This window comes from Sphingomonas lacunae, from assembly GCF_012979535.1.
GTDB classification, from domain to species: domain Bacteria; phylum Pseudomonadota; class Alphaproteobacteria; order Sphingomonadales; family Sphingomonadaceae; genus Sphingopyxis; species Sphingopyxis lacunae.
In genome coordinates this window covers 562287-585171 of sequence record NZ_CP053015.1, presented here as the reverse complement: position 1 = coordinate 585171, position 22885 = coordinate 562287, and the positions used below count along the sequence as shown (strand labels likewise).

General features: G+C 62.3%; 21 protein-coding genes. 11 read left to right on the top strand and 10 right to left on the bottom strand.

Annotation, left to right across the window (positions count from 1 at the left end; genetic code table 11):
* Positions 1-3: 3 nt before the first annotated feature.
* Positions 4-2592, bottom strand: coding sequence for an aminopeptidase N (pepN, locus tag GV829_RS02700; RefSeq protein ID WP_169943710.1), 2589 nt, complete (start codon positions 2590-2592; stop codon positions 4-6).
* Between the two features lie 117 nt (positions 2593-2709).
* Here pepN and GV829_RS02695 point away from each other — a divergent pair, with 117 nt between their 5' ends.
* Both GV829_RS02695 and GV829_RS02690 read left to right on the top strand, forming a co-directional pair.
* On the top strand, positions 2710-4047 hold the full coding sequence (locus tag GV829_RS02695; RefSeq protein WP_246202979.1) for a M48 family metallopeptidase: 1338 nt from the start codon (positions 2710-2712) through the stop codon (positions 4045-4047).
* A gap of 21 nt (positions 4048-4068) precedes the next feature.
* A complete protein-coding gene (locus tag GV829_RS02690; RefSeq protein WP_169943709.1) occupies positions 4069-4860 on the top strand; it encodes an SDR family oxidoreductase in 792 nt (263 codons plus the stop codon).
* 42 nt (positions 4861-4902) lie between these two features.
* Here GV829_RS02690 and GV829_RS02685 read toward each other — a convergent pair whose 3' ends face one another.
* The 6 genes from GV829_RS02685 to GV829_RS02660 form a co-directional block, all read right to left on the bottom strand.
* Positions 4903-6141, bottom strand: coding sequence for a DUF445 domain-containing protein (locus tag GV829_RS02685; protein ID WP_169947861.1), 1239 nt, complete (start codon positions 6139-6141; stop codon positions 4903-4905).
* 124 nt (positions 6142-6265) lie between these two features.
* The gene (locus GV829_RS02680) at positions 6266-9379 is read right to left on the bottom strand and encodes an efflux RND transporter permease subunit (RefSeq protein WP_169943708.1); all 3114 of its coding nucleotides are present in this window, start codon (positions 9377-9379) and stop codon (positions 6266-6268) included.
* Positions 9380-9405: 26 nt separating this feature from the next.
* Positions 9406-10632 (bottom strand): efflux RND transporter periplasmic adaptor subunit, encoded by a 1227-nt coding sequence (locus GV829_RS02675; RefSeq protein WP_169943707.1) that lies wholly within the window; start codon positions 10630-10632, stop codon positions 9406-9408.
* A gap of 230 nt (positions 10633-10862) precedes the next feature.
* Positions 10863-11138 carry a GlsB/YeaQ/YmgE family stress response membrane protein gene (locus GV829_RS02670; protein ID WP_169943706.1) on the bottom strand — a complete coding sequence of 92 codons (276 nt, stop codon included), beginning with the start codon at positions 11136-11138 and terminating at the stop codon, positions 10863-10865.
* 254 nt (positions 11139-11392) lie between these two features.
* On the bottom strand, positions 11393-11692 hold the full coding sequence (sciP, locus tag GV829_RS02665; RefSeq protein ID WP_169943705.1) for a CtrA inhibitor SciP: 300 nt from the start codon (positions 11690-11692) through the stop codon (positions 11393-11395).
* Between the two features lie 105 nt (positions 11693-11797).
* On the bottom strand, positions 11798-12100 hold the full coding sequence (locus tag GV829_RS02660; protein WP_169943704.1) for a hypothetical protein: 303 nt from the start codon (positions 12098-12100) through the stop codon (positions 11798-11800).
* 132 nt (positions 12101-12232) lie between these two features.
* Here GV829_RS02660 and mnmA point away from each other — a divergent pair, with 132 nt between their 5' ends.
* Positions 12233-13375 carry a tRNA 2-thiouridine(34) synthase MnmA gene (gene mnmA, locus GV829_RS02655; protein WP_169943703.1) on the top strand — a complete coding sequence of 381 codons (1143 nt, stop codon included), beginning with the start codon at positions 12233-12235 and terminating at the stop codon, positions 13373-13375.
* Here the strand turns inward: mnmA and GV829_RS02650 are convergent.
* Positions 13372-13734 carry a hypothetical protein gene (locus tag GV829_RS02650; protein WP_169943702.1) on the bottom strand — a complete coding sequence of 121 codons (363 nt, stop codon included), beginning with the start codon at positions 13732-13734 and terminating at the stop codon, positions 13372-13374. The two genes, mnmA and GV829_RS02650, sit on opposite strands and share 4 nt — an antisense overlap.
* Before the next feature lie 7 nt (positions 13735-13741).
* On the opposite strand from GV829_RS02650, the gene GV829_RS02645 reads away from it, so the two are divergent.
* Positions 13742-14893, top strand: coding sequence for a serine hydrolase domain-containing protein (locus tag GV829_RS02645; RefSeq protein ID WP_246202977.1), 1152 nt, complete (start codon positions 13742-13744; stop codon positions 14891-14893).
* A gap of 6 nt (positions 14894-14899) precedes the next feature.
* Here the strand turns inward: GV829_RS02645 and GV829_RS02640 are convergent, their stop codons facing one another.
* Entirely contained in the window at positions 14900-15829 is a 930-nt protein-coding gene (locus tag GV829_RS02640) for a cation diffusion facilitator family transporter (protein ID WP_246202976.1), read from the bottom strand.
* On the bottom strand, positions 15826-16407 hold the full coding sequence (gene pdxH / locus GV829_RS02635) for a pyridoxamine 5'-phosphate oxidase (protein ID WP_169943701.1): 582 nt from the start codon (positions 16405-16407) through the stop codon (positions 15826-15828). The genes GV829_RS02640 and pdxH overlap by 4 nt, the downstream gene beginning before the upstream one ends.
* 149 nt (positions 16408-16556) lie before the next feature.
* Between pdxH and GV829_RS02630 the strand changes: the two genes are divergently transcribed.
* From GV829_RS02630 to GV829_RS02600, 7 genes are read left to right on the top strand one after another with little or no spacing between them, the layout of a single operon-like run.
* On the top strand, positions 16557-17477 hold the full coding sequence (locus GV829_RS02630; RefSeq protein WP_169943700.1) for a DnaJ C-terminal domain-containing protein: 921 nt from the start codon (positions 16557-16559) through the stop codon (positions 17475-17477).
* A 5-nt stretch (positions 17478-17482) separates the two neighbouring features.
* Positions 17483-18592 carry a YihY/virulence factor BrkB family protein gene (locus tag GV829_RS02625; RefSeq protein ID WP_169943699.1) on the top strand — a complete coding sequence of 370 codons (1110 nt, stop codon included), beginning with the start codon at positions 17483-17485 and terminating at the stop codon, positions 18590-18592.
* Positions 18589-19416, top strand: coding sequence for an SDR family oxidoreductase (locus GV829_RS02620; protein ID WP_169943698.1), 828 nt, complete (start codon positions 18589-18591; stop codon positions 19414-19416). The genes GV829_RS02625 and GV829_RS02620 overlap by 4 nt, the downstream gene beginning before the upstream one ends.
* A gap of 29 nt (positions 19417-19445) precedes the next feature.
* Positions 19446-19844 carry a hypothetical protein gene (locus tag GV829_RS02615; RefSeq protein ID WP_169943697.1) on the top strand — a complete coding sequence of 133 codons (399 nt, stop codon included), beginning with the start codon at positions 19446-19448 and terminating at the stop codon, positions 19842-19844.
* 53 nt (positions 19845-19897) lie between these two features.
* Positions 19898-20971: a chorismate synthase gene (gene aroC / locus GV829_RS02610; RefSeq protein WP_169943696.1), complete on the top strand. Its 1074-nt coding sequence runs from the start codon at positions 19898-19900 to the stop codon at positions 20969-20971.
* A gap of 7 nt (positions 20972-20978) precedes the next feature.
* Positions 20979-21218 carry a hypothetical protein gene (locus tag GV829_RS02605; protein WP_169943695.1) on the top strand — a complete coding sequence of 80 codons (240 nt, stop codon included), beginning with the start codon at positions 20979-20981 and terminating at the stop codon, positions 21216-21218.
* Between the two features lie 21 nt (positions 21219-21239).
* A complete protein-coding gene (locus GV829_RS02600; protein WP_169943694.1) occupies positions 21240-22571 on the top strand; it encodes a dicarboxylate/amino acid:cation symporter in 1332 nt (443 codons plus the stop codon).
* Positions 22572-22885 lie beyond the last annotated feature (314 nt).

Genomic DNA, 22885 nt, shown 5'->3' with positions numbered 1-22885 from the left:
AGCCTATCCCGCCAGACTCTTGCTCGCCTGTTCGGTGACATCGCGAGACAGGTCCGGCGTTTCGAGGATGCGCTCAAGCGCCTCGCGCATCAGCCTCGCCCGGCTTTCGTCAAACCGTTTCCAGCGCCCGAGCGGCGGGATCATCCGGGCGGCGGTTTGCGGGTTTTTGGGGTCGAGCGCGATGACGAGGTCCGCCAGCAGGGCATAGCCGCGCCCGCTGGCGTCATGGAAGCTCGCCTGATTGCCGGCAAAGGCACCATAGAGCGAGCGCACCCGGTTGGGGTTGCCGAGGGTGAAGTCGGGGTGCTGCGCCAGCGCGGCGACCACCTCGGGCGTGTCGGCGCGCAAAGAAAAGGCCTGGGTGGTGAACCATTTGTCGAGCACCAGCTGATTGTCGTGGTAGCGGGCGTAAAAGGCGTCGAGCGCCGTTTGCCGCTCGGGAGCATCCATGTGGGCGAGGATGCCGAGCGCCGCCTGCCGGTCGGTCATGCCGCCGGCCTGTGCGAACTGGGCGAAGGCAAGGGCGGGGGCGTCGGCGGCGTCACTCGCCCACAGCAGCATCAGCGCGAGACTGTGCAGCTTGCGCATACCCTTGGCCGTCGGGGACAGCTCTGTGGCGTTGGTGGCTGTGCCGGCGTGGATGGTGCGCAACAGCGCCTCGTGCGTCTGCCCGATGCTGCGTTGCAGGGCACGTCGTTCGCGGCGAATGGCATCGGGATCGACAACCAGCATCTGATCGCCGACAAAGGCTTCGCTGGGCAGGGCACAGGCTTCGGCGACAAAGGCCGGGTCCGACGCCCAACTGGCGAGCGTGTTGCCGACGGCGGCAACAACCGCGTCATGGCTGGCGTCACCACCCGAAACCCGGGCAACCAGCGTGTCGAGCATCAGCGCTTGCAGCGCCTCATACCGGGCGAAGGGATCATCATCATGCGCGGCTAGCCAGGCGAGGTCGCCGGGATTGCGGGCGACCTCGGCGATGATTGGCGCGGAAAAGCCCCGGTTGAACGAGAGGACAGGCGGCTCGCTGAACCGGCCGAGCGAGACGCTGGCCTCCGCCTCGCCGAGCAGGACGAGCTGTTCGCTGCCCGGCGCATTCTTCGCCCGGTCATGCGCAGCAATGCGGAGCGGGATGAGCATCGGCTGCTTGTCCGGCTGACCCGGGGTTGCGGGGATGGTCTGGGTCAGGTGAAGCGCCGCTGTTCCACTGGCATCGTCATGCTCGACGCGGGCTGTGACGTGCGGTGTTCCGGCCTGACTGTACCACAGGCGGAACTGGCTGAGGTTGATGCCGGCCCCTTCCTCAATGGCGCGGACGAAATCCTCGCAGGTTGCCGCCTCTCCGTCGTGGCGGTCGAAATAGAGGTCGGTGCCGGCGCGGAAGCGCTTCGGTCCCACCATCGTCGCCATCATCCGGATGACCTCCGCCCCCTTGTTATAGACGGTGGCGGTGTAGAAGTTGGAGATTTCCTGATAGGAGTCGGGCCGGATCGGGTGGGCGAGCGGGCCATTGTCCTCGGGGAATTGCGCGGCACGCAGGATGCGGACATCCTCGATGCGTTTGACCGCTTCGGAGCCCATGTCGGCGGAGAAGCACTGGTCGCGATAGACGGTGAAGCCCTCTTTCAGCGAGAGCTGGAACCAGTCACGGCAGGTGACGCGGTTGCCCGACCAGTTGTGGAAATATTCGTGCGCGACGACGCCTTCGACCCCGTCGAAATCGAGGTCCGAGGCCGTGTCGGCATCGGCGAGGATGTAGCGGCTGTTGAAGATGTTCAGCCCCTTGTTCTCCATCGCGCCCATGTTGAAATCGCTGACCGCGACGATGTTGAACACCGGCAGGTCATATTCGCGGCCATAAACCTGCTCGTCCCAGCGCATGCTGTTCTTGAGCGCCTGCATCGCGTGGCCGGTGCGGTCGAGGTCGCCGTCACGCACCCAGATGGCGAGATCGACATCCATGCCCGAGGCGGTGGTGAAGCTGTCGCGGTTGGCGACCAACTGACCCGCGACCAGCGCGAAGAGGTAGGAGGGCTTGGGCCAGCGGTCGTGCCATTCGGCAAAGTGGCGGCCGTCATCGAGATCACCCTCGGCGACCTTTTCGCCATTGGCGAGGAGGATGGGGAAGGCTGCGCGGTCAGCTTCCATGCGCACGGTATAGACCGCCATATTGTCGGGCCGGTCGACGAACGGGATGATGCGACGGAAGCCCTCGGCCTCGCACTGGGTGCAAAGCATGCCGTTCGAGGCGAACAGGCCCATGAGCTGTGTGTTGGCGCTGGGGTCGATGGTGGTGGTGAAGGTCACGGTGGCGGTTTCGCTGCCCACCGGCAAGATCAACTGCCCGCTGTCGCGGGTGTATGCGACGGCCTTGCCATCGACGCGGATGACCTCGGGGATCGCGCCATCCTCGTCGAGGCGCAGCGGGCGGTCGTGACTGCCATTGCGGCGGATGCCGAGCGTCGCCGAGACAGTGGTGGCATCGAGTGACAGGTCGAAATCGAGATGCACAGTCTCCACCAGCCAGTCGGGCGGCTGGTAATCGCTGCGGTGAATGGTGCGGATGGCGAGCGGGGAGGGGCTGTCAGACATGGCCAAAAGCCTAGGAGAGGGGCCGCGGCAACGCAAGGAGGAGGGCAGAAAAACTGCCGCTTGAACTGTGTTGCTCGATGTGTATTGTCCACCCAATACAGTCTGCGGGGATGGACGATGATGACAGGACGCAAGGCCGCGCTCGCCGTGGCAGGATTGGCGCTGCTGCTGCCCGGTGCGGCATGGGCGGCGCAGGCTGGCGGAGCCTTTGACCCCGACGCCGCGACCGACGCCTATATGGCGACGCTGCGCGGCGCGGCGCGGGCCAAGTCGGATGCTTATTTCGAGGGCGGCTACTGGCTGATCCTGTGGGGCGCGCTGGTCTCCATCGCTTCGGAACTGGTCATCCTCAGGACCGGCCTGTCGGCGCGCTTCCGCGACTGGGCGGAACGCTGGGGCAAATGGCGCTGGCTGCAGACGATGCTGTGGGTGCTGCCCTATGGCATCGTGTCGTCGCTGATCGTCGCGCCCTGGACGATCTACACCGAATTCGTCCGCGAAGACCAATATGGCCTGATGAACCAGACCTTCGTCGAATGGCTCGGCGATGCCGGGATCATGCTGGCGATCAACATCGTCTTCCTTGCCATCGGCCTTGCCATCATCATGGGGCTGATCCGCAAATTCCCGAAAAGCTGGTGGCTGTGGGGCGCGGGAGCGATGACGGCGATGGCGGCCTTTGCCGCGCTGATCGTGCCGGTGTTCATCAACCCGCTGTTCAATACCTATACCGAACTGGATCAGGGGCCGGTGCGTGACCGCATTGTCGCGATGGCAGAGAGTCAGAATGTTCCGGCCGAGCATATCTACCTGTTCGATGCGTCGAAACAGACCAAGCGCATTTCAGCCAATGTCTCGGGGCTTGGCCCGACGATCCGCATCTCGCTCAACGACAATCTGCTCAACCGCACCAGCCTCCCTGAAACGGCGGCGGTGATGGGGCATGAGCTGGGCCATTATGTGCTGAGCCATGTCTACAAGATGATCGGCGCCTTTGCCCTCATCTTTGGCCTGCTCTTCTTCGCCGCCTCGCGCATGGTGCCGGCGATGATCAATCGCTGGGGGAGCAACTGGCGTGTACGCGGGCCCGATGATGTGGCGGCTATCCCGGTCTACATGATAGCGCTCGGGGCGCTCAGTGTGGTGATGACGCCGCTGACCAACAGCATCATCCGCTGGAACGAGAGCGAAGCGGACGCCTTTGGTCTCGATGTCGCGCGCGAACCCGACGGCTTTGCCCAGGCAGCGATGCGCCTGTCGGAATATCGCAAGATCGAACCGGGCGCGCTGGAGGAAATCCTGTTCTACGATCATCCCTCGGGCCGCACCCGGGTGCAGATGTCGATGGACTGGAAGGCGCGGCACTGGAATGAATTGTCGCCTGAATCACGCGCGGCTGGTCCCGGTCGGCCGGCGGTGGCAGCGCCGGCCGCTGCCCCCGCGACAACGCCATAATATTGGGTTAGGGGGAGCGGCATGACCGCTCTCCTCATCTTTGGCCTTGGTTACAGCGCCGGGGCAATTGCCCGTCGGATTGAAGCAAGGGGCTGGACTGTCACCGGCACGACACGCGACGGTCGCAATGGTTCCATTCCCTTTGCCGACGAAGCGGCAGTACTCGCTGCGATGCGCTCGGCAACGCACGTCCTGTCCTCGGTCCCGCCCGACGCCAGTGGCAGGGATCCCGTGCTTGCAAACTATGGCGAGGCGCTGGCGCTCGCCCCGGCGCGGTGGGTTGGTTACCTGTCGTCCACCGGTGTCTATGGTGATACCGGCGGTGCCTGGGTCGATGAAAGTGCACCGCTGAAAGGGCGGAGGGCCGGCCGCAATGCCGCCGACCTCGCCTGGCAGGGCCTGCGCGCCGATGTTCGCATTTTCCGTCTCCCCGGCATCTATGGGCCAGGCCGCAGCGCCCTCGACCGGGTGCGCGAGGGCAAAGCGCACCGGGTTGACCTGCCCGACCAGATTTTCAGCCGGATCCATGTCGATGACATTGTTGGCGCGGTTGTCGCCAGCATCGACAGCCCGGCGACGGGTGTGTTCAATATCGCCGATGATCTGCCGGCCAGCCAGAATGATGTGGTGGAGGCGGCCGCATCAATGCTCGGGCTGGCTCCGCCGCCCTATGTGACGATCGACAGCCTGTCGCCGATGGCCCGCGCTTTTTATGCCGAAAATCGGCGGGTGGCGAACGGGCGGGCCAAGCGGCTGTTGGGTTGGTCGCCACGGTTTGCCGAATATCGCAGCGGACTGAACAGCTGCTTGTGACCCTTGTGCCCTTGCGTTCGCATCGGCTTGCCCGCATCGGAGCTACAGCGCGACTTCGATAGTGTGGATCAACACACCGACCAACCCGCCAACCAATGTGCCGTTGATCCGGATATATTGCAGGTCGCGTCCCACCGCATTTTCGAGCCGGCCGGTGACGGTATCGGCATCCCATCCGCGGACAGTGTCGGAGATCAGGCGCACTGCGGTGTCGCCATAGCTGTCCACCGCGCCAACTACTGCGCGCCGGGCGAAGCGGTTGATCATGGCGCGCAGGGTCCGGTCCTCGATCAGGGTGCCGCCCAATTGTTGCATGGCTTCCCCCAGTCGCCCGGCCAGCGCCGACTCAGGATGGCGTGCTGCCTTGAGCAGTGCTCCCCGGCCCTGTTCCCAGAGTCCATCCAGCCAACGTTTGACAGCCGGATTTTCCAGAATCTCGTCGCGCACCTTGTCAACCCGCGCCTGCATCAACGGGTCATGCTGCAAATCGTTGGCGAGCTTGGTGAGGCCTTCCTCGACCCTTTCACGCAATGGGTGGTCGGGGTCACTTGCCATGTCTTCCAACAGTTTGTGCAGCCCATTGATGATCGAATTGGCAATGGTTTCGTCTATGCCGGTAAGCCGGACGAGGGCGTTGGCGCGCTCATGCACCATCTCGCGGATCAGATGGGCGTTGGCGTCGAGCGTTTTGGCCGCCCAACCAACAAATCCGTCAAGCAGCGGTTGATGCCGGCCATCGGCCATGGCCGCGGTCAAGGCCTGACCAAGCAACGGGGCGATATCCAGCTGCCGTAAACGGTCGGCCAGCGCGCTTTTGACCATGCCGCCTAGCCGGTCTTGGTCGAGCGCAGCGATGACGTCGGCGATCAGCCGTCCGGCGCCCGATTTCATCCGGCCTTGGGACAGGCTGGGGTCGGTCAGGAACCGGCCTACCGCGCCTGCAATGTCGATGCGCCGCATCCTCAGCGCAATGATGCGCGGCACGAGGAAATTGCCCCGGATGAATTGCGCCAGCGTTTCGCCGATCCGGTCCTTGTTGCGCGGTACAATGGCGGTGTGGGGGATAGGCAACCCCAGCGGATGGCGGAACAGGGCGGTAACCGCAAACCAGTCGGCCAGACCGCCGACCATTGCTGCTTCTGCGAAGGCGCGAATGAAACCGATGGCGGGATGCATGTCCCGATACCAGTGGGTGAGCAGAAAGAGGGCCGCCATGAACACCAACAGGCCAGTGGCAATGCGCCTGATGTCATGGCCCGGATTGCCGAAACCCAGAGCCATTCCACCGCGATCAATGCGGATGGCGGGTGTTTGGGGCAGGGCAGGACGACGGCTCACCGCCCCTCACTCATCCAGTTGCCCTGCGGTTGCAATGCCATTGACGCTGCTCGCGTGCCCGTCACCCTCACTCCGCCGGTTGCGGCGAAACGGGCCGATCCTCATCGCCAGGGCGATAGGTCAGCAGTTTGCGCCGCAGCCAAGGCCCGAGCCGCTGTTCCGCGCCGATCGCCAGACTGAATCCCGCAGGAACAATAAGCAAGGTCAGCAGGGTGGAGATGATCAGGCCACCGATCACGGTGATGCCCATTGGTGCTCGGAAACTGCCGTCACCATCGAGGCTCAGGGCAACCGGGATCATGCCGGCGACCATTGCCACGGTGGTCATGACAATCGGCTGGGCGCGCTTGTGACCGGCATCAAGAATGGCTTCGAACTTGTCGATGCCCTTTGACATTTCCTCCAATGCGAAGTCGACCAGCAGGATCGAGTTTTTCGCGACAATGCCAAATAGCAGCAGCATGCCGATAAGCACCGGCATCGATACGGCATCACCGGTCAGTCTCAGCGCGATGGCGCCGCCGAGCGGAGCGAGCGCCAACGAACCCATGTTGACCAACGGTGGCAGCAGCCGCTTGTAGAGCAGTACCAGAGTGGCGAACACCAAAAGGATACCGGTGACGAGCGCAATGATGAAATTGACCAACAATTCCGCCTGCCATTTGGCCTCGCCCAGAGTCAGTCGGGTCACGCCCTGCGGCAAATTCTTCATTGTCGGCAATTCTTCGATCAATGGCATCACGTCGCCGCTGACGAGGCCAGGGGCGAGGTCGGCTCCCAGACTGACACGACGTGTCTGATTAGTGCGCTGAATCGACACTGGACCGGCGCCAAAACGGATGTCGGCGACGAGCTTGAGAGGGACGGAGCCGCCATTTGAGGTTGGGACCGGCAGATTTTCGATATTGGCGATGCTGCGGCGCGAATCCTCACCCAGTTGGACGGCAATCGGAATTTGCCGGTCGTTCAGTGAAAATTTGGCGGCATTCTGTTCAATTTCGCCCAAAGTGGCGATGCGGATCGCCTGGCTCATCGCGGCGGTTGAAACGCCGAGATCAGACGCCAGCTGGCGGCGCGGTGTTATAACCAGCTCCGGTCGCTTCATGTCGGCGTTTGTGCGCGGTGCAACCAGCTTGTCAGACAAGCGCTGCTGCATTTCGGTGACAATCTGCGATGCTGTGGCATTGAGCACGTCGCTATTGTCACCGCCCAAGGTGATGGTGATATCGCGTCCGGTGTTGCCCGGTCCGCCTTGGGACTGGGACTGGAAACTGACCCGGGCGTCCGGCACGGCGTTGAGACGATCTGCCCAGCTGCGCTCAAACTCCACGCTCTTCATCGAGCGGTCGTCCTTGAGAGTCAGGAAGATGTTGGCGTTGCCGACGTTGATGTCGGCAAAGGCTGACTTCACATCCGGGGCCTTGCTGATCATGTCATAGACGCGACGGGTAACCTGTTCGGTTTGCTGCAGCGTCGTTCCCGGCGTCATTATGATACGGATCTGACTGAAATCATTGTCTTGCGGCGGCTGGAAGGCAAAGGGGATCGGCTTGATCAGGCCGGGAACGCCGGAAAAGGTCAGCACCGTCATTACAAGGGCCAGAATGCCCACACCCATCGTCTTCCACCGGTTGATCAGCGTCCAGCGCAGGGTCGATGTGTACCAATCCATGGCACGCCCTTCGCCATGGCTCGCGCTGCCGTGACTTTTCAGGAAATAGGCCGCTAGCATGGGCGTAATCATGCGCGCGACCGCCAGTGAAACGAGCACGGCCGCAACGACGGTAAAGCCGAAATTTTTGAAGAATTGGCCTGAAAATCCGGGCATGAATCCGACCGGCAGGAAGACCGCGACGATCGACATGGTCGTCGCGAGCACGGCCAGGCCAATCTCGTCGGCGGCGTCGATTGATGCCTGATAGGCGGTTTTGCCCATGCGCATATGACGGACGATATTCTCGATTTCCACGATTGCGTCATCGACCAGCACACCGGCCACCAGACTGAGGGCCAACAGCGACAGGAAGTTGAGCGAAAAGCCCAACAGGTCCATGAAGAAAAAGGCAGGGATGGCGGAGAGGGGGATGGCAATGGCGCTGATGATCGTCGCGCGCCAGTCCCGCAGGAACCAGAAGACGACGATCACGGCGAGGATGGCGCCTTCGATCATCGCCCGCATGGCGGATTTGAACTGGTCCTTGGTATAGTTGACGCTGGTGAACAACTCACGGTAGCTGACTTTGGGGTTCTTCTCGCGCAGGTCGTTGAGGACTTGCTGCACCTCGTCATAGACCTCGACGTCGGATGCCCCCTTGGCACGGGTGATGCCAAAGCTGAGCACTTCCCGCCCGTCCATGAGCGAGCGTGTGCGTTGTTCGGCATAACCGTCGCGGACATCGGCGATGTCGGCCAGTTTGATCGTGCGGTTGCCCACCGCGATGTCCATCTGGGACAGGGCATAGGCGTCGGCCGCATTGCCCAAGACGCGAACCGATTGCTCGGTGCCGCCAATCTCTGCACGGCCTCCGGCTGCATTGATGTTGAGCTGGCGGAGCTGGGCATTGACCTGGGAAGCGGTCAGCCCCTGTGATTGCAACTCTGCGGGGTTCAATATCACCCTTATCTCGCGGTCGACGCCACCGCCCCGCTCAACTGCGGCGACGCCTGGAATGGCCCGGATTCGCTTGGCCACGGTATTGTCGACATACCAGCTGAGCTCTTCCAGCGTCATGTCGGTGGCTTCGGCTGAATAATATGCCAGCGCGCCGCCGGTGACATCAACACGCGCCACCTGGGGTTCGAGGATCCCCTCGGGTAGGTCGCCGCGGATGTTCGATATGGCGTCACGTATGTCATTGACCGCGCGGTCAATGGGCGTGCCAATCGCGAATTGGACAAAAGTGGAGGAAGAGCCTTCGCGCACCGAGGAGTTGATTTCCTCAATACCATTCACCCCACGCACGGCCGCCTCTACCAGGATGGTGACCTGCGTCTCCATCTCGCTCGGGGCTGCGCCTGGCTGCGCAATGACGATCTGCGCCGCAGGAAAATCAACATCGGGAGAATCGTTGACGCTCATCCGGTTGAACGAGAGCACGCCGGCAAACAGTAGCGCGACAAACAGCACCAGCGGGGGCACCGGATTGCGAATGCACCAGGCTGAAATCTTGCTGAAATCCATGGGGATTCCCCTTTCCTCTCAGCTGGTCAACGCGCCGCTGACGGGGCAGGGGCGGCTGTCGCGGCCGGGCGCCGCACCACCGGCTTGATCTCGTCACCATCGCTCAGGAATGCGCCGGCGCTCAAAACCACTCGCTCCTGTCCGGAAAGGCCGCTCAGCACTGGCACGCCCGACTGGCTGATCGGGCCGACGGTGACCACGCGCCGGCGGACCTTATTGTCGTTGCCCACCACATAGACATATTGGCCCTGATCATCGGTCAGCACCGAAGATTCGGGCAATTGGGGGGCTTGCGCCTGCCCTGCGACGATGCTGGCCTCGGCAAAACCGCCGGGACGGAGCGCCGGGGAGTAAGCGAGCGCAATGCGCGCTGTTCCCTGGCGCGATTGCGGGTCGATCACAGGCGAAATTTGCCAGATTTGACCGGTGAAGCTGCTGTCTGACCCGACCGGGGTAACTCTCGCAGTGACCCCGGTTGAGAGCGCCGTCAACTCTGCCTCGCCGATCCGGGCAAGCAATTCCATTTCGCCACCACGGGCAATTCGGAACAGCACGCCGCTGCCCGGGCTGACAATTTGTCCCGGTTCGACGCCGCGGGTCAGGACCAGACCGGCGGCGGGCGCGCGAATGTCCAGCCGCCCGGTGCGTGCACGTGCCTCCGCCAACTGGGCGCTGGTCACCCTGACGCGGGCTACAGCTGCGTCGCGTGAGGCAGTCCGGCGGTCAAGGTCAGAGTTGGAAATGAACCCTCGGCTGATCAGGGCCTGTGCTCGGTCAAGCTCGGCCTGGGCCAAGCGGGCATCCGCCTCTGCCACCCGGATCTGCGCGGCCAGTTGCTCTATCTGCTGGATCTGCACTGAACGATCGATTGTTGCCAGCACCTGACCGGCGCCGACCCACTGGCCCGGTTCGACCAATACCCTGACGACCTGCCCGCCTTCACCGGCGACGCCCACCGGCATTTCGCGGCGGGCAGCCAGGGTGCCATTGGCAGTGATCACCCGTTCAACGGCGCTGCGCCCAGGTACGATGACCGTGACTGTCGGAACGGCACTGGCTTTCGCTTCGGTACCGGTCGCCGTTTCGGGAGAGCTTCCGCCCCATATGGCCCAGCCCACTGCCAGCGCTGCCAATGCAATAACCACTGCGGCGATGATCCGCTTGCGATTGCGCTGACTGTCGCCATTGCCCGCCCACAGACCTTGGCCTCCGGCCTCATTCGGCACATCAATCGACCGGGTCTCGAAATTCATGGCGGCGTTGTCCTGTTGCCTTTGCGAACAGGCACGAAGCCTGTCAGGGGGAGAGTTTGGCTGTATTATAACAATAAGTCACCGGAAGCAAGCGGCGGCTCTTGGCGCTTAGGTGGAGTCGCCTATGCCACTTTCAACCTGTCAATCCAAGCAGGACATGCGGCTGCATGGGGCCGCTGAATGATGGCAAGGCCACCCGACTCCATTTGTCGCAGGCCCGTTCTGGCCTGCTAGCGCACCTTGCCCTTGCGAATCAGGTTGACGATGCCGAGCAGCACTATCGCTCCGGCCAGCGCCACAGCCAGTGAGGGTATGTCCAGGCCGTCCCGCAGGCCAGTTCCTGCCAGGCCAAAGACCTGGCCCGCAATGAACTTGCCGATCATCGATCCGATACAACCCACGACGATGTTGAGGAAAATGCCCTGTTCGGCGTCAGTCCGCATAATTTTGCTGGCGATCCAGCCAATCAGGCCACCGACGATCACCGCAACAATGAATCCACCCATGTCATCCGCTCCTTTAACTGGGCGCAGATTGAAGCGCCCGCGGAAAGCGGCGACTGGACCATCATTGCTGCTGATCGACAAGGTGAATCACGCAATCATCTGGAATCTTTGCCTTATCGGGTACGGCCACGCGCAAGGACGCTGCAACAGTGCTGAAAATAAGACCGCCGCCCGTTCCTGTTCCCGTGAAGGATCAGGATCGGACGGCGGCAAGTCTGTCGATTCCGGCCTGGGCCGAAACTGTTTGGCAACTTTCAAAAGCGCTGTTGGCGCTCGTAAAGGTCGCGATACTGGCGGATGCGTGTTACGCGCAGACCGGGCATGCCGGCACGGTCAATGGCGCGTTGCCATCCGGCGAATTCCTCGAGCGTCAGGCTGTAGCGCTGACAGGCTTCGTCGACACTCAGCAGGCCACCGCTGACGGCTGCCACAACTTCGGCCTTGCGGCGCACAACCCAGCGTGTGGTGTGCGGCGGCGGAAGCGAATCCAGCGTAAGCGGTTCGCCCAGCGGACCAATCACTCGATCAGGACGGATGGTCTGATTTTCTTTCATGCGAACCTCTGATGGGAAACGGGAAGGATCATTGGTCCCTGAATCCTGTCCTGATATAGACAGCCGGCCTGAAGATAGGCTGAAACGCGTTGGTTAATGGGCCGGTTACCCATTCAAATCACCTTGAATGGCAACCGGATGGCCTTTGCCGGAATGATCGGCAAAGGCACCGCCCAACGGTCCGCCGCCTGCCGGCCGGCGACCGGTAAGCAAGGCCAGGCTTGACGGGCTTTCGCTATCCGAAGACAGGCTGGCTTGTGTGTCCGAAGCCTGAACCGAAGACAGAGCCCGCACCGTTGCGGTGCTGGCTTGCCGTGCGGCAAAAACGCTTCTGAGCATATCAAAGCCGACCTGGTTGACCGAGCGAACGCCGGCATCCTGACCATGGGGTTGAACGGTGATTTCCATGGACATCGCCCTAAGGCTCACTTCGCTAAAGCCCGGTAAAATCTGGATTCATTCATTGTTAGCGGTTGCAGAAGCCGTTTCGTTTCGGGACTCTTTGCCAGCCGGGTCGGCAGCGGCTATGGGACCGGGACCATGACTTTCGCAGAATCCCTGACTTCCGCCATTTCAGGCAATTTTCAGCTGCCCGAGCCCCTGTCGGCTCGGCGCATTGTTGTCGCCATGTCAGGTGGTGTGGACAGCAGTGTTACTGCCGCTTTGGCACTAAAAAGTGGCGCGGAAGTGATCGGCGTGACGCTGCGCCTTTACGATCATGGCGAAGCGGTCGGCCGCAAGGGGGCCTGTTGCGCCGGGCAGGACATTCGCGATGCCGCCGCCGTTGCCGACCGGCTCGGTTTTGCCCACCATGTCATCGACCATGAAAGCGCTTTCCGCCAATCGGTAGTAGAACAGTTCGCCGACGAATATCTCGCCGGGCGAACCCCTATCCCCTGCGTTCGCTGCAACATGGGACCGAAATTCACCGACCTGTTTGCCATTGCTCGCGATCTTGGTGCCGATTGTCTCGCCACTGGCCATTATGTCCGTCGTGTCGAGGGTGCGCAGGGGGCAGAGATGCATCGTGCCATCGATCCGGCCCGGGACCAAAGCTATTTCCTGTTCGCCACTACTCGCGCTCAGCTCGAATTCCTCCGTTTTCCGCTCGGCGGTATGCCTAAGGCCGACGTGCGCGCCATCGCCTCCAGCCTCGGTCTCGGTGTCGCGGCAAAACCCGACAGCCAAGACATCTGCTTCGTCCCCGATGGTGATTATGCAGGCATCGTTACCAAGGTGCGCCCTGGTGCGGTGCACGAAGGGGCGATTGTCGATCTCGAAGGACGCGAGCTCGGCCGCCATCGCGGCATCATCCATTATACCGTCGGTCAGAGGCGTGGCCTCGAAATCGGCGGCATGGCCGAGCCGCTTTATGTCGTGCGGATCGACGCGGCAAAGAATGAAGTCATCGTCGGCCCCCGTGCCGCCCTCGCTGTCAGCAGCGCCCGCCTTTCCGGCATCAACCGCCTTGCCACGGCGGAGGAATGGGGCGCCCTCGGCCCGCTGACGGCCAAGGTTCGCTCCATGGCGAAGCCTGCCCCTGCCCGCCTCGACGGTGACAGGCTTGTTTTCGACACTCCTGAATATGGCGTCAGCCCCGGCCAGGCCGCAGTGCTCTATGCGGACGATCGTGTGGTGGCTGGCGGCTGGATCGAGGAAACGGCCAGCGCTTTCCAGGGTTAGTCGGTGTCGAGCAGGCATCCTGTCGCGCCAGCGTATGTGGCGGTGCGGCTGGCGAGAAGGGGCACGCTGGCTGTCGCGGTCTTTTCTTCCTCATCGATGCTCAGGCTGACCAGTTCCATGCCGGGTTCGAAATCATCCTCGCACAGCCCCGCCTCGCGGCCCTGCACAAAGGCGCAAGAACAGCCCATGCGGGCGCCATAGGCCGCACCCGTTTCCGCCAGCGCGTTCCAGGTCGGCCATTGCCAGATGGCATAGCCAAGCAACACCAGCGCGAGACCGGCCGTCACCAGCTTCCACCGGGCTATCGGGCCTCGGGACGGCGGGGGCATTGAGTTGGACGGGCTGGCTGGGCTAGTCATATGTGTCATGAACCTCAAAACGTCCCGCTTCGCAAGTCTCACTGCCGCACTGATGCTGTGCGGGATGGTGCCGCCCCTGTTGGCGGGATGCAGTGACGGTGCTGACCCTGCGCCGGCCGCGAAGGTTGAGGCAGGCGATGGGCAGCGGCAGGTGATCGTCCCCGGTCAGCTTGGTCAACCGGCCCGATTGGTGATTGACGAATTGTTTGACGATCGCGGGACGATGGGCGAGACACGCGCCCTGCTGGTATTGCGCAATGGCGTGCCGGTCTATGAAGCCTATGGACCGGGCTATGGCCCCGACAGCAAGCTTGTCAGTTGGTCTATGGCTAAGTCGATTACCGCGGTCCTGATCGGCATTCTCGTCTCGGACGGGCGCCTGGTGCTCGATGATCCGGCACCGGTGCCTGCGTGGCAGCGTCCCGGCGATCCCCGCGGGACGATTACCCTGCGGCAATTGCTGAATATGGCATCGGGCCTCGAACATGTGGAAGTCGCCGAACAGGCTTGGGAGGCGGATACGGTTGCCATGCTGTTCGGCGATGGCGCACAGGATATGGCCGGATTTGCCGAGGCCAAGCCGCCCATCGCCGCCCCCGGGGAACAGTTCAACTATTCGACTGCGACCAGTGTCATCCTTTCGGACATTATCGCTCGCGCTCTGACGGACAGCAAGGTGCCTGAGGTTCGGCAGCAGGCCGTGCTCAACTTCATTGACGGCAGGTTGGCCGGCCCGCTCGGCATGCGCAGCCTGACACCGGAATTCGATGCGAACGGGACGATGATCGGCGGCTCGATCATGCATGCGACCGCGCGCGATTACGCCCGATTCGGCGAATTCCTTCGTCGCAGGGGGCAGACCGCTGATGGTGTGCGCCTCGTGTCGGAACGCTGGATCGATTTCATGTTGACCCCGTCACCGGCCAACCGGGGCTATGGTGGTCATATCTGGCTCAATCATGCCCAGCCCAATGGCGATGTCGCGCTCTGGCCAGGGCAGGGACCCGCAGACTTGTTCGCCTGCCTTGGCCATCAGGGGCAGTTCATCATTGTATCGCCAGGCGACAGCCTCACCATCGTGCGACTCGGTATTTCAACAGATGACGAACAATTGCCGGCTGTCCGCGAAGCGCTGCGACGCCTGACTACGGCCTTGTAGATCGCGTCAGGTGACTGATTCCGAAGGCGTATAGCCCAACTCGTCCTTATGCCCCTCTGGGTCAGGGTGGATCAGGATCTCGACTCCGGGAAACTCTTTGGCCAGTTCCGCTTCGACCCGGTCCATGACCGCATGAACCTCGGTCAGCGTCAGCTTGCCATCCATCCACAGATGAAACTGCGCAAATTCATGGGCGCCGCTGGTCCGGGTGCGCAGATCATGGATGCCAGCTGCCTCGGGGATACGCATAACCACTTCGATGAATTGCTTCTTACGCTCCGCTGGCCATTCCTTGTCCATCAACTGCTCGAGGACATGGCTGGCCGTTGTCCCGGCGCCATAAAGCAGCCATCCGGCGATCAACACGCCGAACAGGGGGTCGGCGCCGTGCAGGCCGGCCTTGCTTTCCAGCAGCAGTGCGACAATCACTGCACTGTTGAGGGCCAGATCTGACGAATAGTGCAGGCTGTCAGCCTTGATCGCCACCGAACCGGTGCGCCGCACCACCATCCGCTGGTAAGTGATCAGCGCCAGTGTGGCGAGGATCGCGATCGCCGATACGGCAATGCCGGATTCGGCTTCGGTTGTCACAGCACCGCTGCGCAATCGCTCGATCGCACGCCAGCCGATGCCCAGTGCCGATACGCTGATGATCACTACCTGGAAAAGCGCGACCACGGCTTCGGCCTTGCCATGACCAAAGCGATGGTCGTCGTCGGCGGGACGGGAGGCTACGCGGACCCCGATCAGCGTGATGACCGAGGCGAGGAGATCGAGCGCGGTGTCTGCGAGCGAGCCAAGCATTGCGGTCGAGCCTGTGGTCCAGGCCGCCCACGCCTTCATGCCGACCAGCAGGGCGGCTACGCACAGGCTTGCGATGGCTGCCTTGGTCGTCAGGCTGCCGCGGTCCGCAGCGGAAAGCGGCTCACCGCTCACGGGTACAGCAATCCTTCGGTCCACCCACCCACACCATCGGGCGTGAAAAGGCGGCGTTCATGCAGGCGGAAAGGTCTGTCCTGCCACAATTCGATGCGCTCCGGGCTGACACGATAGCCTGACCAATGGGGAGGCCGCGTCACCGCGCTGACGCCAAACTTGATGCCAGCCTCGGCAACACGCTTCATGAAATGCGCACGGGAAGGCAGAGGCCGTGATTGGTCGGATGCCCAGGCACCGAGTTGTGAATCCCGGGATCGGCTGGCGAAATAGGCGTCGGCCTCCTCATCACTGACGGTCGAAACCGCCCCCTCGATGCGGACCTGCCGTCGCAGGCTCTTCCAGTGGAACAGCAAGGCCGCGCGCGGATTTGCCGTCAGCGCCTCACCCTTGCGGCTCTGCTGGTTGGTGTAAAAGACAAAGCCACTGGCATCATAATCCTTCAGCAGGACCATCCGCACCGATGGCTGCCCATCGGCATCGATCGTCGCCACGGCCATCGCTTCGGGATCATTGGGTTCGCTCGCCTTGGCTTCTTCCAGCCATTGACCGAACAAGGTGATGGGATTGTCGTTCATATGGCGTTCCCTAGCGTGCGGCAGGGCGGCGGTCGAGGGGCGATGGAAGGGTTGGAACACCGTCACCTTGCTTGCCGTTACGGAAAAACAATAGCCTGTCCCTGATGCCAAGCCTTGCCGCCGCGCCGGAGCACGCCTAGCTATGTGCAATGGCTGTTGACCCTTACACCCTGCTTGGCGTGCCGCGCTCCGCGAGCGAGGCGGATATCAAGAAGGCTTATCGCAAGCTGGCAAAGGAACTGCATCCTGATGCCAACAAGGATAATCCAAAGGCGGCCGCTCGCTTTTCCGAAGTGACGCAGGCCTATGACATTTTGGGCGATGCGGAAAAACGCGCCCGCTTTGACCGGGGTGAAATTGACGCGGATGGCAATCCCGCCAATCCCTTTGCAGGGGCTGGCGCCGGTTTCGGTGCTGGCGGCTTTGGTGCGCAGGGTTTTCGCGGGAGCGGGCCATGGGGTCAACAGCGCGGCGGCTTCGCGCCAGAGGGTGATCCCTCCAGTATCTTTGAGGAATTGTTTGGCGGGCGCTCCCGTCGGGCGCCGCCGCCGCGTGGTGCCAACATCAATTATCGTCTCTCGGTCGGCTTTGCTGATGCTGCCACGCTCGCTCCGCAACGCATCACTTTGGGTGATGGCAAAACGATCGATCTCAAACTGCCCAAGGGTGTCGAAACGGGAACGCAGATGCGCCTGCCTGGTCGCGGTGAGCCGGGCCCTGGCGGCAGCGGCGATGCCATCGTTACCATCGAGATCAAGCCGCATGCTTTTTTCCGACGCGACGGTGCCGATGTCCGGCTCGACCTCCCCGTTTCGCTGGCTGAGGCGGTCAAAGGTGCAAAGGTCAAGGTGCCGACGGTCGATGGCCCCGTCATGCTCGGCATCCCGCCGGGCTCGACATCGGGCAAGGTATTGCGGCTCAAGGGCAAGGGCTTTTCCCGCAAGGATGGCACCCGGGGTGACCAGTTGGTCAGCCTGCTGGTTGATGTCCCAGCTGACGATGCCGCTCTCGCTGCCTTTGTCGAAAGCTGGGATGACGGGCGCAATATCCGGGCCGCCTTGGGTGTTTGACCCGGATGGGCGGTGATGATCGGCCTGATGTGACGGCGATCCAGGGCGATGACGGGACATCGCTGCCCAGGGCTGAAAGAATTGCCCGTGCGGTGGAGGAAGAGGTTGCCGGCGAATATGTTGCAGAGGGCCGGTCCCCCCATTCGCCCGAAGCTCGCCGGGAACGGGCCCGGCGTACGGCCACCGCCCAGGGCCGACTTGGACTGTTGCGCCGTTCCTATGCTGCCGTCGCACCGGGCAGCCGGCCATTTTACGTCGCCCGCCGGGTGTTGGTCGGTACCTATTTCGATGGATTCATCCATGCCGGCAATCTTGCCTATCTGGCGTTGATCGCCCTTTTTCCCTTCTTCATCACCGCCACCGCACTGATGAGTGCATTTGGCCGCACGGATGAGGGCTTGCACGCGCTCAGCGTCATCCTTTCCGTCATGCCACCTGGGGTCGCTGCCACGCTGGAAGGACCGGTGCGCGAAGTTCTGGCCGCGCGTACCGGTCCCCTTCTGTGGCTTGGCGCACTGATCGGCCTGTGGACGGTGGGCAGCCTGATAGAGACGATCCGCGATATTCTGCGGCGCGCTTATGGAACACGCGCCCGGAAAAGCTTCTGGCACTATCGCCTTTATTCGATCGGCCTGATCATCGCCGCAGTGTTGCTGCTCCTGCTGTCATTCAGTTTGCAGGTCGTCGCCCTTGCGGTGGAACAGTTCATGCAACGCGTACTGCCCGCGGATGTCGCCGGCCTTGGCGAAGTGGCGATTACCCGTGGTGTTTCGACTTTCGGGCTGTTCGTTTCCCTGTATCTCCTGTTTCTCTCCCTGACGCCTCAACAATATCGCGGGCGGGCTTTTCCCAAATGGCCGGGTGCATTGTTCACCACCCTGTGGTGGATGGCGGTCACCGTATCGTTGCCGCCCCTGCTCGCCAGCCTGATCAGCTATGACCTCACCTATGGCAGTCTTGCCGGCGTGATGATTGTGTTGTTTTTCTTCTACCTCATCGGCCTTGGGGTGGTTATCGGGGCAGAATTGAACGCCGCTCTCGCCGAAACGCCGGAAGAGCAGCAGAACCGGATCGGCCGGATGGACGATCGAGACCAAAGGAAGAGTGCAGTATGAGCGGATTGATGGCAGGCAAGCGTGGCCTCATCATGGGCCTCGCCAACGACAAGTCGCTGGCTTGGGGCATCGCCAAGGCCCTTCATGCACAGGGCGCCGAGCTGGCGATCAGCTATCAGGGAGAGGTGATGGAAAAGCGGGTTAAACCGCTGGCCGATCAACTGGGTTGCGATTTCCTGATCGATTGTGATGTGTCCACCGAAACCGCGCTGGATGATGCATTTGCCCGGCTCGCCGGGCGCTGGCCGACGATCGATTTCATTGTCCATGCCATCGGCTACACCAACAAGGAGGCGCTGCGCGGCAAGTACAGCGACGTCGCGCTCGATGATTTCCTGATGACGATGAACATTTCCGTGTTCAGCTTCACCGCTGTTGCCAAGCGAGCTGCCGCGATGATGACGCCCTTTGACCCGGAAACCGGCAAGGGAGGCGGTGCCATGCTCACCCTGTCCTATTATGGGGCCGAAAAGGTTGTGCCGCATTATAATGTCATGGGTGTCGCCAAGTCGGCGCTGGAAACCAGCGTCAAATATCTGGCTAATGACTTTGGCCCCGCCGGTATCCGCGTCAACGCCATATCTGCCGGGCCGATCAAGACATTGGCGGCATCGGGCATTGGCGATTTCCGCATCATCCTGAAATGGAATGAACTCAATTCGCCGCTGCGGCGCAATGTCACCATCGATGATGTCGGCGGATCGGCTCTGTATCTGCTGTCTGATCTGTCCGCTGGTGTCACGGGTGAAACGCACCATGTCGATGCCGGTTACCATACGGTTGGCATGAAGCAGGAAGATGCACCGGACATCTCACTCGTCTGAGTGGAGGGCAAACAGGAAAAGGGGCGATTATGCGTGGATTGATGATCATGCCGGTACTCGCGGGCGCCATGATGCTCGCAGGCTGTGATGCCGGATCGAGCGAAGAGGCCAGTGGCCCCGACCTGTCGCAGGCCGGTAACGAAAAACTCCAGCCAGCCGGCGACAGCTGGAGCGCGGTAAAGCTCACGGGTCTGACCTGTGGCGACAATTGCTATGTACAGATTGAGCCCGCCGCCGGCGGAGCCGCTCAGGAAGTGATGTGCACTGCGCAGGCCTGTAATCCATGGTTTGAAGAACAGGCCCTGCCTGCCGATATTGTGGGCAAGACCTATGAGGTGCGGCTTGGCACCGCCGAACAGGTGGACAATGCCGGCATCGTGCAGGACGCCGGCTTCCCGGCAATCGTCGAAATGCGGCCTGCGGGCTGACCCGGACAGGCCGGACTTGCATCGATGGCGCTTTGCCGCCATCGCTTCCGGTCATGAGCTACAATAGTTTCGGTCACCTCTTCCGCTTCACCACTTGGGGGGAAAGCCACGGACCCGCGATTGGCGCGGTGGTTGACGGCTGCCCCCCGGGGCTGGCGCTGAACGAGGCGGATATTCAGCCCTTCCTTGACGCCCGCCGTCCGGGACAGAGCAAATTCACCACCCAGCGGCAGGAGCCCGATCAGGTTCGCATCCTCTCGGGCGTGTTCGAGGGTAAGACCACCGGCACACCGATCAGCCTGATGATCGACAATGTCGATCAACGGTCAAAAGATTATTCGGAGGTCGCCCAGGCCTATCGGCCCGGCCATGCCGACTATGCCTATGACGCCAAATATGGCTTTCGCGATTATCGCGGCGGTGGCCGCTCAAGCGCCCGCGAAACCGCTAGCCGGGTGGCAGCGGGCGCGGTAGCGCGGTTGGTCATCCCTGAAGTCACCATCCTCGCATGGGTCAGCGCCATTGGCGGCGATGCCATCGACATGGCCCATTTCGACGCTGCGGAAATTGGCAGAAACCCTTTCTTTTGCCCTGATGCCGCCGCTGCGGCGCGCTGGGAAAAGCTGGTCGATGAAGCGCGCCTCGCCGGGTCCTCCTTGGGCGCGGTGGTGGAATGTGTCGCGACCGGCGTGCCCGCTGGCTGGGGCGCGCCGCTCTATGCAAAGCTTGATGCCGAACTTGCCCATGCGATGATGGGGATCAACGCGGTCAAGGGTGTCGAAATCGGTGATGGCTTTGCCGCTGCCTCGCTGACGGGCGAAGGCAATGCCGACCCGATGCGCCCCGGTGGCGAGGGGGAGGGGCCTGAATTTCTCGCCAATCACGCCGGTGGCATTGCCGGCGGCATCTCGACCGGCCAACCGGTGGTCGTGCGCGTCGCCTTCAAACCGACCAGCAGCATATTGACGCCCATGCCCACCGTGACCCGCGAAGGCGAGGCGACCGAATTGCGGACCAAGGGCCGGCACGACCCGTGCGTCGGTATCCGCGGCGTCCCGGTGGTGGAGGCGATGATGGCGCTGGTGCTGGCCGACCAGAAACTGCTGCACCGGGGGCAATGCGGCTGATCCTCGCATGACCATAGACGCCTGTCATGCCCGGTTGATTGCGGCCTCTGCCTACCTGTTCGAACAATTCCGACCAGTTTCGGCCCTGCGACAGCATCCGTCAATCTATGCCGTTGTGGTTGACGATGGGGCGTTACAGACCATCACGCTGGGTTATGCCGTACCTCCAGCGCGCGGCATTGCCATTCTGCGGCTAAGTCGTCACAATCTTGCAAGGGATTGCGTCGGGCAGGCGCGAAACAGATAAATTTCCGGGGAAACGCACGGCATGGACAGGAAACTCACTTGGTACATTCTCGCCGGGATGCTGCTCGGCGTCGTGGCGGGCTATGCCGTTAATGTGTTGGTGCCCGCGGGCAGTACCGCGATGGAAAATTGGCTCGGCACCTTTGGCCTCCTGTCCGGCATTTTCCTCAGCCTGATCAAGATGCTTGTCGCGCCTCTCATCCTCTCGACCATCGTCGCCGGCATTGCCCATATGGGCGACAGCGCGGCGTTGGGCCGCATCGGTTTTCGCGCCATCACATGGTTCATTATCGCCAGCCTGATCTCGATCGGTCTCGGCCTTGTCATGGTTAACGTTTTTGAACCTGGTGTTGGCGTGGATCTCGCCGCCGCCTCGAGCGCTTCGGTCGGGGAGGTCGCCAAGCTCAACGTCTTCGATTTCCTGCTGCACATCTTCCCGAAAAACGCTTTTGAGGCGCTGGCGACCAACAATATCCTCCAGATCCTTGTCTTCTCGCTGTTCGCCGGGGTTGCCCTGTCGGCCATCGGGGAGAAGGGTGCGGTGCTGGTCCGCGGTGCCGATGCGCTCGCGGAAATGATGTTGCAAATCACCGCCTATGTGATGCGCTTCGCTCCCTTTGCGGTGTTCGGCGCGCTGGCCGGTGTGGTGGCAAAAAATGGCCTCGGCATCCTCGGCACTTATGTTGAGCTGCTTACCGAATTCTATCTCTCGCTGCTGATCCTGTGGATCATCCTGCTCGGCGTCGGCGCGCTCTTCCTGCAGGGGCGCATCTTCACGCTGATCCGCTACATCCGCGAACCGCTGATGATCGCCTTTTCCACCGCCAGCAGCGAGGCGGCGTTGCCCAAGCTGTTCGAACAGCTTGACCGTTTCGGCGTTCCCCGCCGCATCTCGGGCTTCATGTTGCCGCTGGGGTACAGCTTCAACCTCGACGGCTCGATGATGTACATGAGCTTCGCGACCATCTTCATCGCCCAGGCCTATGGTATCGAGCTCGACATCTGGCAGCAGATCGCCATCCTGCTCACCCTGATGATCAGTTCCAAGGGGGTGGCTGCCGTGCCGCGCGCCAGCCTCGTCGTCATCACCGGCACGCTCGCCATGTTCGGCCTGCCGGTGGAGGGCGTCGCGCTGATCCTCGGCATCGACCAGTTCCTCGACATGGGCCGCACCGCGACCAACGTCGTGGGCAATTCGGTCGCCACCAGCGTCATCACCAAATGGGAAGGCATGCTCGAGGTTGAGGAGCCTGACAGCGGCGACCATCCGCGGGCCCCCGCACATACTGTCGCAGGCGGCAAGGCGGGACTAGACCTCGCAGAGGACATGGTGGAGGATGCGCGCAAGGGGTAGGCTCCTTTGCGCTCCCGCCCGTCACTCAGGCAAAGAAGAAGGGCCGCCGGGGCAATCCCGACGACCCTTCCGCATGGTCAGCGATCGGAGGGTTTCCCCGCCGGAACGCTCTGGCGCGGGGTTAGACGCGCACGCTCCGTAGGAACCTGACCGACCTCGCTGCTGAACCATGAGACATCGGATCACCTCCTTTCGCTAGTTGAAAGACTGACATGTGCGCACTCCTTGTTGCGTCGCGGCACAGGGGTAAAGGTGAATCATCGCCCTTTCCAAAGCAACCCCCGGCAGCAAAGAATTTTCGCGGCCGCTGGCCA